This is a genomic window from Mesorhizobium sp. M4B.F.Ca.ET.089.01.1.1 (assembly GCF_004022605.1).
GTDB lineage: Bacteria > Pseudomonadota > Alphaproteobacteria > Rhizobiales > Rhizobiaceae > Mesorhizobium > Mesorhizobium abyssinicae.
The window spans coordinates 1-8766 of record NZ_RZOS01000238.1 but is presented as its reverse complement, the minus strand read 5'-3'; the positions used below and the strand labels follow the sequence as shown (position 1 = coordinate 8766).

Below are 8766 nucleotides of genomic sequence, written 5' to 3'. Positions count from 1 at the left end.
GCGCAGCACCTTGTGAACGGTGGCGTCGTGATAGGTCGGATAGGTCTCGTGGCCCGGCCTGAAGTAGAAGATGCTGCCGGCGCCGCGCCGGTAGGTGAGCCCGGAACGGAACACCTCGCCGCCCTGGAACCAGGAGATGAACACCGTCTCCAGCGGCTCCGGCACGGCGAACTGCTCGCCATACATCTCCTCGTTCTCCAGTTCGAAGAATTCGCCGACGCCTTCGGCGATCGGGTGGCTGGGGCTCGTCACCCAGAGCCGCTCGCGCTCGCCGGCCTCACGCCATTTCAGCGTGCAGGGCGTGCCCATCAGCCGCTTGAAGATCTTCGAGAAATGGCCGGAGTGGAGGACGATGAGCCCCATGCCCTCGAAGACGCGGCGCGCCACGCGCTCGACCACTTCGTCGGCGACGGCGCCATGGTCCTTGTGGCCCCACCAGACCAGCACGTCGGTCTCGGCCAGCCGCGTTTCGGGCAAACCGTGCTCGGGCTGCTCCAGCGTCGCGGTCGAAGCCTGGATGCCGGGGTCGGCTTTCAGCGCGTTGGCGATGGTGGTGTGCATCCCCTCGGGATAGATCGACGCGACCACCTCATTGGTGCGCTCATGGATATTCTCGCCCCAGACGACAGCGCGTATTGTCATGACATCCTCGTGGTGAAACCGGAACCGACCCGCCCCGGTCATACATAGTCCGCCCAGGCGCGAATGGAAACGTTTTCGATGGTGATGTTCTGTCCCAAGGGCGCGAGGAGGCGCTGCGCGGAACGAGAACCGAGGCGAACCTTGCCGCCCCTCCCGCGTAGAAAAGTTCCGGCCTCGAAAACCCTTCCAAACCAGCACAATAGGCGCCCCTCCTCCGACTCTGAATCAACCCGACCCGGCAACCCTTTGGCAAACGCCGCGTCTCGGTTACAATATCGGCCATGCGCGAAGCGTTGCTTGGGGTCGCGATCTTTGTCTGCCTGGCCGGAGCGTCGCTCACCAGCCTGCTGATCCATGGTCGCTTTCCGCCGCATCACCGCCAGGACGATACCAGCGCGATCGTGCGGCTCGCCGCCAATTTGTTCGTGGTGATGACCTCGCTGGTGCTCGGCCTGATGATCAATTCGGCCAAGAACACATTCGAAGCCATCGACCACAATCTGCACGCCTATGCGACCGAGCTGATCCTGCTCGACCGGTCGCTGAGGCAATACGGCCCCGAGACGCAAGCCGCGCGCCAGCCGCTGATCGCCTATGTGCAGCGCGTCGTCGACGCCACCTCGCCAAGCCAGCAATCGCCGATCGTCGCCAACCGGCTGTCTGAGCTGCTGCTCAACAATGTCGGCGACCAGCTGAGCGTGCTGACGCCGCCCGACGACAGGCATGCAGACATGCTGCGGGATGCACGCCAGCAGCTGCAAAAGGTGATCGAATTGCGCTGGGTGCTGGCCGAACAGTCGGAAGGCGCGATCCCTGGAGCGCTGATCGCGCTTCTTGTCGCCTGGCTGATGCTGATCTTCGCCAGCTTCGGCTTCAGGGCGCCATGCAACGCAACGGTCGTCGCCACCTTCGTCGTGTCGGCGGCCCTGGTCGCCGCCGCGCTCTATCTGATCATGGACATGGACATACCCTTCTCCGGCCCGATCCAGATCTCGCCAGCGCCGCTCGAAAGGGCGCTGGCGGAGCTGAAGCAATGAGGTCAGCTCCCGCCCCGGCCTAGGTCAGCGAGCAGCAGCCTGGCGGCCACCGCCGCTCCGTCGCCGCGGATCGAGCCGGCGAGCACGACCGCCCGGGCGCGGGTTTCCGGCGCGAGCGCCGTCGCAAGGGCTGCCGACAATGTCGCCGTGGTCGGTATAGGGCCGTCATGCGCCGCCCCTATGCCAAGTTCGGCCACCCGCCGAGCCCAATAGGGCTGGTCGCCGATCTGCGGCACCACGAGCTGAGGCGCTCCTGCCCGGGCAGCAGCGACGGTCGTGCCGGCGCCGCCGTGATGGATGACGGCGGCCATCCGGCCAAACAGCGCCTGCTGGTTGACGTCGCCAACGGCGAAGCAGTCGTCGCGATCGTCGATCAGGCCGAGCTCGGCCCAGCCTTGCGCGAGCACGGTACGGCGACCGTGAGCCCGGACCGCCTCGATGGCCGCGCGGGCAGATTCGCTGGCGACCGCTATGGAGCCAAAGCCGACATAGACCGGCGGAGAGCCGGCTTCGAGGAACGCCTCCAGCCCGTCGGGCAGCGGCCGTTCGTCCGGCAGGATCAAGGCGCCGGTCTGGACGGCGTCGATCAGGTCCGACGGCTGCCACGGCCCCAACGTCGCGTCGCAGGCGAGCAGGACGGGATCGCCGTAGACATAGTCGCGGACATTCGCCACCGGCGGCAATCCAAGCGAGGCGCGGTGGCTGTTGATCGCACCGCCGAACAGTGCGTTCTTGGTCAGGATGTCCGTCTGCCACAGCAGCCGATTGTCGGTTACCCCGGCTGGAAGAGGATGGCCCGGATATTCATGCGGCCGGTTGTGCGCCGAAGGCAGCCAGATGGGGCAGAACGTGCCAAGCATGTAGCGCATGCCCCGCTGCTCCGCGACCAACCGCGCGGCGGCGCAGGACGGAAACAGGCCGAAAGCCACCACCGCGTCGCAGCCTTCTGCGGCTGCCGCCAGCGCATCATACTGCCTGGCGACGATCTCGGCCGCCTGCCCGGAGACGAGCGCTGCCACGCCCTCGGGCGATGCCGATCTCCTGCGCCGGATCATCTCCTTGGCCCATTCGCGCACCGGCGAAAAGGCCGGCGCCAGTGGGACGCCGGCGCGGGCACACAGAGCGGCGAACTCCTCATCGCCGGGGGCACTTACCCGCACCTCGGCGCCGACGTCCTGCAGCCGCGCGCCGAGCGCCACCACCGGTTCGACATCGCCACGCGAGCCATAGGTCGACAGTAAAATCCGCATGCAAACTCCCTTTCCTAAACTGAGGTCAAGGGCAGCGTACATACGGCATTGCCGGGGGCTTGCCGCAAGCCCGGGCTGCGCCATATATGCTTTCTGGGAGAGGGAGTTCTCCCTTTCCTCATCCGCAATTCGATGGAACCGGTCACTGCCGCTGTTGCAAGAGACGTGGCGAAGACATCAAGCGCGTGCGTCGACCGCGCCGCGCGTCAACGGCGGTAAAGACCGCAAACCGTTAAGAGATCAAAGGCAGCCTACCGGCAACTAGCTGCTGCCGGCATAGTGGCGGGCGGGGTCAGCCCTGGCGGCCTTCCTGGGCGACCTGGGTGGGCGACCCGTTCAGGCGCGGCACAACGACCAGGCGCCTGATCTTCCCCTTCTTGAAGGCAGAGAGGAAGCGGCCATAATCCTTGAAGGCCACGCAGCCGCTGGATTGGGCTGGGGAGCCGCGCAGCAGATAGGTATGGGCGAGCAGACCGTTGCGGTTATATTTGTTCCTGCCGCTGGTCGGCGTCAGCCGGATCGCCTCGACGCCGTGGAAGCGCGATTCACGCATCGACAGATTGTAGGTGTCGGGCGGCGTCGGGCCGGAATTCTTGCGGTTGGCGAAGCGCGGCTGGTCGGCCATGGCGCCCTTCCCCGAATGCGCCTCCAGCTTGGAACCATCGGGCATGTAGACCGTCGCTGTCGAGATGTCATAGACGGCGACGCCGTTGCCCACGCTTGGCCTGTTGCTGAACAGGTTGCCGAACACGCCGCCCGCGCCGCGCTCCGGCATGTCGGGCTTGGCGTAGGCGAGCATCTCCGCGTCCTGGGCCTTCGACCGCTTGCCCGGCTTGGCCGGCTTGCCCTGGCTGGCCTGCACGCCCGGCAGGGTCGGCACGGCCGCCTGCTCCGAGCTGCGCGGCGACAGGATCGACGCCTTCCCGGACGGCGGCACATCGGCGGCCTTGGCCGACTGGGCCTTGCCGGTCCTTGCCGCCTGTGGCGTCTCGGTCCCTGGCGCATCAGTCCTGCTGGCCTGGCCCTTGGGAGCCAAGGCCTTGGGGGCCGGCTGATCGATCTCGGCCTGCGGCCGGCCGGTTGGAAGCGGAACTGCGTCCGGCATCTCGTCTTGCGGCGGCAGCGAGGCGAGCTGAACTTCGGCCGGCTCCTGCCCAGCGTCAGGCCCGGCCATAGCCACCGATGGCGGCGGCGCCAGCATGTCGACCTCCGGCATTGCATTGGCGAGCGCCAGGGCCAGTCGCGACGAGCGTTCGATTTCCGCCACCTGCGGCCCGAAGCGCACCGATGCCGGGCCCTGCTGGTCGGGCAGGCGAACCGGTTCGGCGAAGCGGGCATCGGCCGGCAGGCTGGCCAGCAGGGCCGGCTTGTCCTGCGCGCGGGCGAAGGCCTCCGCCAGCTTTTGCGGCGACAGCTTTGCCCTGGCGACGACGCTGTCGAAGCGGTCGGTCGAGGCTGCGTGCGCCACGGTTTCCGGCGCGGCCATCTTCGGCGTGATGCTATCGGGGTGGGCGGATGCGAGGCGGGCCATCTTGCCGGCATTGCCGGCAGCGGCGAAGCTCGAGGCCTGGCGCACGCAGCCCGCATCGCAGCGCCCGAGCAGCGCCTGCCGATGCGGGGCGCCAACCGGAAGCTGCAGCATCCAGGAACTGGCAGTCGCGCGGCGCGGATCGGCGAGCGCGATGCTGCCCGGCGCCAGCAGGCTCGGCGGCAATCGGTTGGAGGCGGCGGTGAGCGAGGTGCCCACCGAATAGAGGCCAGCCAAGGTCGCCACGGACCATAGAGCGAGCGCGGCGCCGACAGCAGGCACCGCAACCCAAAGGCCACCAGATTTCTTCGAAGTTACTCCCTCTTCAGGAGCATTACCCCGGCTTTTCAAACGCAAAGACGCCATACAACCACTCTCAATCGGCATGCCGGTTCGCGGACCTGGCACCCGTCACGATCACAGTTCGCCTGGTGCCCCCTGCACCTTCACGCGTCTGTTGCCGATTGATTCAAAAGATGGACAAAGATGGTTAACCAATCCCTCCAGCGACCGCCGATTGCACTGCGGTCGACACGAAAAAAGAGCCCTCCACAGTCTCCGCTATGGTAAAAATGCTCTCCCTCACTTGCCTTGCTGCCCGTTTTTCCGGCCTGTGTCAAGAAAACGTGAAGACCGGAACCGCAACGTCTTCAGCCGGCTAGAGGCGGATTAGGGTTAAAATGCGGCGTGGCGACAGGAAGCTCCGGCCATCCGAAAAAACTGGCCAGTCAGCCAAATCCGGGAACTCGCCTTGTCTTGCCGCTCAGCTGCGCGCCCAATGTCAGCGCTTGCGGAAGATTCCGGACAGCCACCCTCATCAAGGCTGGACCGCCGGGGCAAAATGCAAGCCGGGCGATGCCCGCGGCTGCGTAGACCCGGGTCGAGAACAATCCTCTCCAGGTGGCCTCGTAGCGTCTGCCGACCGCTTCGCGGCCCGCCTGGCCCGTTGGCGCCCCGCCGAGTTCCGAAGCCAGCAGCCAGCCGGACTGAAGCGCCATCGAGATGCCTTCGGCGATGATGGGATGCGATTCCCCGGCCGCATTGCCGACGCGGAAGATATCGCGCTCGTAGCAGGCGCGGATGCCGGGCCGGATCGGTCCGGCCGCAAGCCATGGACCGTCGAGGCGGGCTCCCTCCAGGACATCGCTTACGCCCCGGCAGGATGAGATGAGGTGGCGGCAGACCGCATCGGCCGCAGATAGGTGGCCACTCTCCTTGGGACCATCCTGTTCGGGGCGATGGTTGCCGCGCAGCCGCGCGAGCACGTCGCGCCTGATGCAGCAGGAGATCGACAGCCGGCCATGGTCGGCGAAGACCATGCCGCCATAGCCGCCAGGAAATACCAACAGCGGCATCAGGTCAGTTGCGAGCGACGATCCGATGAAATGCGCTTTGAAGCCGAGCAGGTCCGACGGACGGCTGGTCTTTGCGAGTTGGCTTGGCAGGGGGCCCGGTTCCCAGGAACCGTGCGCCGCGACGATCACCGGCGCCCGCAACATCGTGTGTTCGTCGCTGACATTACTGGCCTGAATACGTACTATCTGCATGTCGCCATCCCGGTCGATGGCGACGGGCCAAAAGGGCTGGAAGATTTCGGCGCCCGCCGAGCACGCCGCCTGCAAGAGCAGAGCGTCGAGCACGTCCCGCCCCAGCGCCCGGCCGAAGCCGTCATCTGCACAGCGCCCTGCTCTTGCCGGAGGCATTGCCGCCTTGACGCGGGTATTGCCGGAGAAGAAGCCGACGCGGCGGATTTGCGGGCCTGCACTGGCGCGCCAGGCGTCGCCGATCTCCAGCTGGTCGAGAAGCGCGAGATTGCTTGCCGAGATGTATTCGCCGCAGACCTTGCGGCGCGGGAACAGCCGCTTTTCCACGATCGCTACCGCCCATCCGCGCCGGGCAAGCGTCAGCGCAACGGATGTACCCGCCGGCCCGGCGCCGATGATGATCGCATCATGGGTCGACAGACGTGTCATCGGTCCGGATCGGAAACGCTACCGGCGCCGACGAAGACGTGGGAAAACGGACCGGCACGCCGTTCCTCGAGCGGCATGCCGTTGACCTTAAGCCAGAGAGCGGAGAGCTCGTTGCCGCGAAAGCCGGCGCGTACGCTCTGGGCCGCATCGTGCCGGGTGACGTCGTTGACGCCGATCGCCGGCAGAAGGCCGGCAGCGACGAGCGCCGGCTTCGATCTCAGCGGTTCGGTTGCCAGGAGCAAAGGCGCTTTGGGCGCCAGCAGGGAGAACAGACGCAGCAGCCCGGCGTCATCGAAATGATGCAGGAAGAGGTTGACGGTGATCGCGTCGTAGCGGCTGCCGCCGGCCCGTTCCGCCCAGTCGAAGACGTCGGCGGTGATGCCTGCAACCGTCCACCCCAGACTGTCGAAATCCACCGGGAGTTCGGCGGTGAGAACGTCGACACGGTCGAGCAGCGTCAGTTCCACCCGCGGCCACCGCTTGACCATGCGCCGGGCCACGGCCAGCATGAAGGTGCCGTCGCCGGCGCCGATCTCCAGGATACGGCCCGGCGGCTTCGGCACGAATTTCCTCAGCAATGACGCCATGATCCGTGCCTGGAGCATCAGCGCGTTGATGCGGCGGAGGTCACGGCGTGAAGCGCGCGCCCGTGGATCGTCGGCGGCGAGCCCATCCAGGATTTCCGGGATAAGGCTGCGCTGCGCGAGGGCGGTCATGAGACGGTCCTGAACAGCATGGTCTCGGCCGTCAGGCCGGGTCCGAAAGACATGCCGCAGCCCAGCAGTCCGCCGGGCTTCTTCAGCATCTTCTCCATCACGAACATGACCGTCGCAGACGACATGTTGCCGTAGCCGCGCAGCACCTCGCGCGACGGCTCGAGCGCGGCCGGTTCGAGATCGAGCGCCCTTTCGACGGCGTCGAGAATGCTGCGCCCGCCGGGATGCACGGCCCAGAGGTCGATCGCCTCCGGCGGCCGGCCACCAAGGATGGCGTCCTGGCTGCTTCGCAACACTTCCTGGACCGCCCCCGGGACCTTGCCGGAAAGAAACATGTCGAAGCCGTGGTCGCGGATATCCCAGGTCATCAGGTCCCGCTGCTCGCCGGCGACGGCGCAACAGAAGGAGTCGAGCGCGATGCCGGGCGGCTCGGCGGTCACGAGCGTCGCCGCGCAGCCATCGCCCCAAAGGCAGAAAGAGAGCAGCTTTTCCAACTCGTCGGTCTCCCTGATGTGCAAGGTGCATATTTCGATATTGACCAGCAGGATCCTGGCTTGCGGGTTGGAACGGACGATGTGGCGGGCAAGCTTGAGGCCGCTGACTGCCGCATAGCAGCCCATGAACCCGACTATCGTGCGCTCGATGCCATCCGGCAGGCCGCAGCGCTGAACCAGGTCGAGGTCGATGCCGGGCGAGGAGAAACCGGTGCAGGTAGTGACGATGAGGTGGGTGATGCGCGACGCCTCATCGCCAAGATGCAGCCCGTCGACGCCGCTTTGCGCCAGAACGGGGGCGGCTTCGCTGAACATCGCCATTCTCACGGCGGTTCCGGGAAACGCGCCGCGCCTGAAGGTCCCGGCGAAATCGGCCGACGGCCCTTCGGGTTCGAGGGCGGGCGCGAAGCAGGAAAAGCGGTGCTCGATGCCGGCGAGGCCGGCCATGCGTTCGAATATTCTCCTGCGATCGGAGGCCAGCATCGAGGCTGCATAGCGCAGGTAGAACTGGTGCACGTCGTGCTGCGGCACCGCCGTCGCGATCCGGTTGATATAGGCGTTGGCGGACACGTTTCTGCCTCCCTGGGCTCGGGCGCGACGCGCGCTGTGCCGGAGGGATTTTCCGCTACTGACAGGCGCCAGGCGTTGAGCGTTGCCTATTCGATAAACGTTTCGAAAAACCTGTTTCTTCCTGGCGCGATCCAAAACATCTGAAAGGATCATATGCAAAATCAAAGTGTTACGGTCTCGCCGGCGCGCGAAAGGCGCGCCGGCCGCAAGCGCATCAAGCCGGCGTGAATCTTCGGCCCGTCAGGCAAAAGCTTCGGGCCGATTCACTCGCTGCCTTGCACCCCTCCGGGCACGATCAAGGCCCCCTGGTCGCGCTCCGAATATCTGAAGCCGATAAAGAACAAGGCGATGATGATGAGGCAGATCGCCAGCACGGTGGCGAGGATCCTTCCCGGGTGGTTTTCGGCAGGCTGTTTGTCGTCCATGGCGGTTCGCCTCGCCTATAAACCCGACCGGAGCGGAAAGGGTTCCAAGCTCCCGGGCGCAACGCCGGATTGAAGAAGCCGATCGCCGCGATCACGTGACGTCGATAACGACCATCAGCCCGCCGCCGCCC

8 protein-coding genes are annotated in these 8766 nt (G+C 66.1%); 1 reads left to right on the top strand and 7 read right to left on the bottom strand.

What is annotated here, in order from left to right; all coding sequences use genetic code 11:
- On the bottom strand, nucleotides 1-642 hold a 642-nt coding region (locus EN780_RS20880), incomplete at its 3' end, for a ThuA domain-containing protein (RefSeq protein WP_128275182.1).
- A 281-nt stretch (nucleotides 643-923) separates the two neighbouring features.
- On the opposite strand from EN780_RS20880, the gene EN780_RS20875 reads away from it, so the two are divergent.
- Entirely contained in the window at nucleotides 924-1679 is a 756-nt protein-coding gene (locus tag EN780_RS20875) for a DUF4239 domain-containing protein (RefSeq protein ID WP_128275181.1), read from the top strand.
- Nucleotides 1680-1681: 2 nt separating this feature from the next.
- Here EN780_RS20875 and EN780_RS20870 read toward each other — a convergent pair whose 3' ends face one another.
- From EN780_RS20870 to EN780_RS38865, 6 genes are all read right to left on the bottom strand, one after another.
- Nucleotides 1682-2929, bottom strand: coding sequence for a glycosyltransferase (locus EN780_RS20870; RefSeq protein WP_128275180.1), 1248 nt, complete (start codon nucleotides 2927-2929; stop codon nucleotides 1682-1684).
- Nucleotides 2930-3221: 292 nt separating this feature from the next.
- On the bottom strand, nucleotides 3222-4739 hold the full coding sequence (locus EN780_RS20865; protein ID WP_245494849.1) for a tlde1 domain-containing protein: 1518 nt from the start codon (nucleotides 4737-4739) through the stop codon (nucleotides 3222-3224).
- Nucleotides 4740-5185: 446 nt separating this feature from the next.
- Nucleotides 5186-6430, bottom strand: coding sequence for an NAD(P)/FAD-dependent oxidoreductase (locus EN780_RS20860; protein ID WP_128275179.1), 1245 nt, complete (start codon nucleotides 6428-6430; stop codon nucleotides 5186-5188).
- The gene (locus tag EN780_RS20855) at nucleotides 6427-7146 is read right to left on the bottom strand and encodes a methyltransferase domain-containing protein (RefSeq protein ID WP_128275178.1); all 720 of its coding nucleotides are present in this window, start codon (nucleotides 7144-7146) and stop codon (nucleotides 6427-6429) included. The genes EN780_RS20860 and EN780_RS20855 overlap by 4 nt, the downstream gene beginning before the upstream one ends.
- Complete coding sequence (locus EN780_RS20850; RefSeq protein WP_128275177.1) at nucleotides 7143-8210, bottom strand: type III polyketide synthase; 1068 nt, start codon at nucleotides 8208-8210, stop codon at nucleotides 7143-7145. Before EN780_RS20850 ends, EN780_RS20855 begins: the two co-directional genes overlap by 4 nt.
- A gap of 263 nt (nucleotides 8211-8473) precedes the next feature.
- Nucleotides 8474-8635 (bottom strand): hypothetical protein, encoded by a 162-nt coding sequence (locus EN780_RS38865; RefSeq protein WP_189340653.1) that lies wholly within the window; start codon nucleotides 8633-8635, stop codon nucleotides 8474-8476.
- Nucleotides 8636-8766 lie beyond the last annotated feature (131 nt).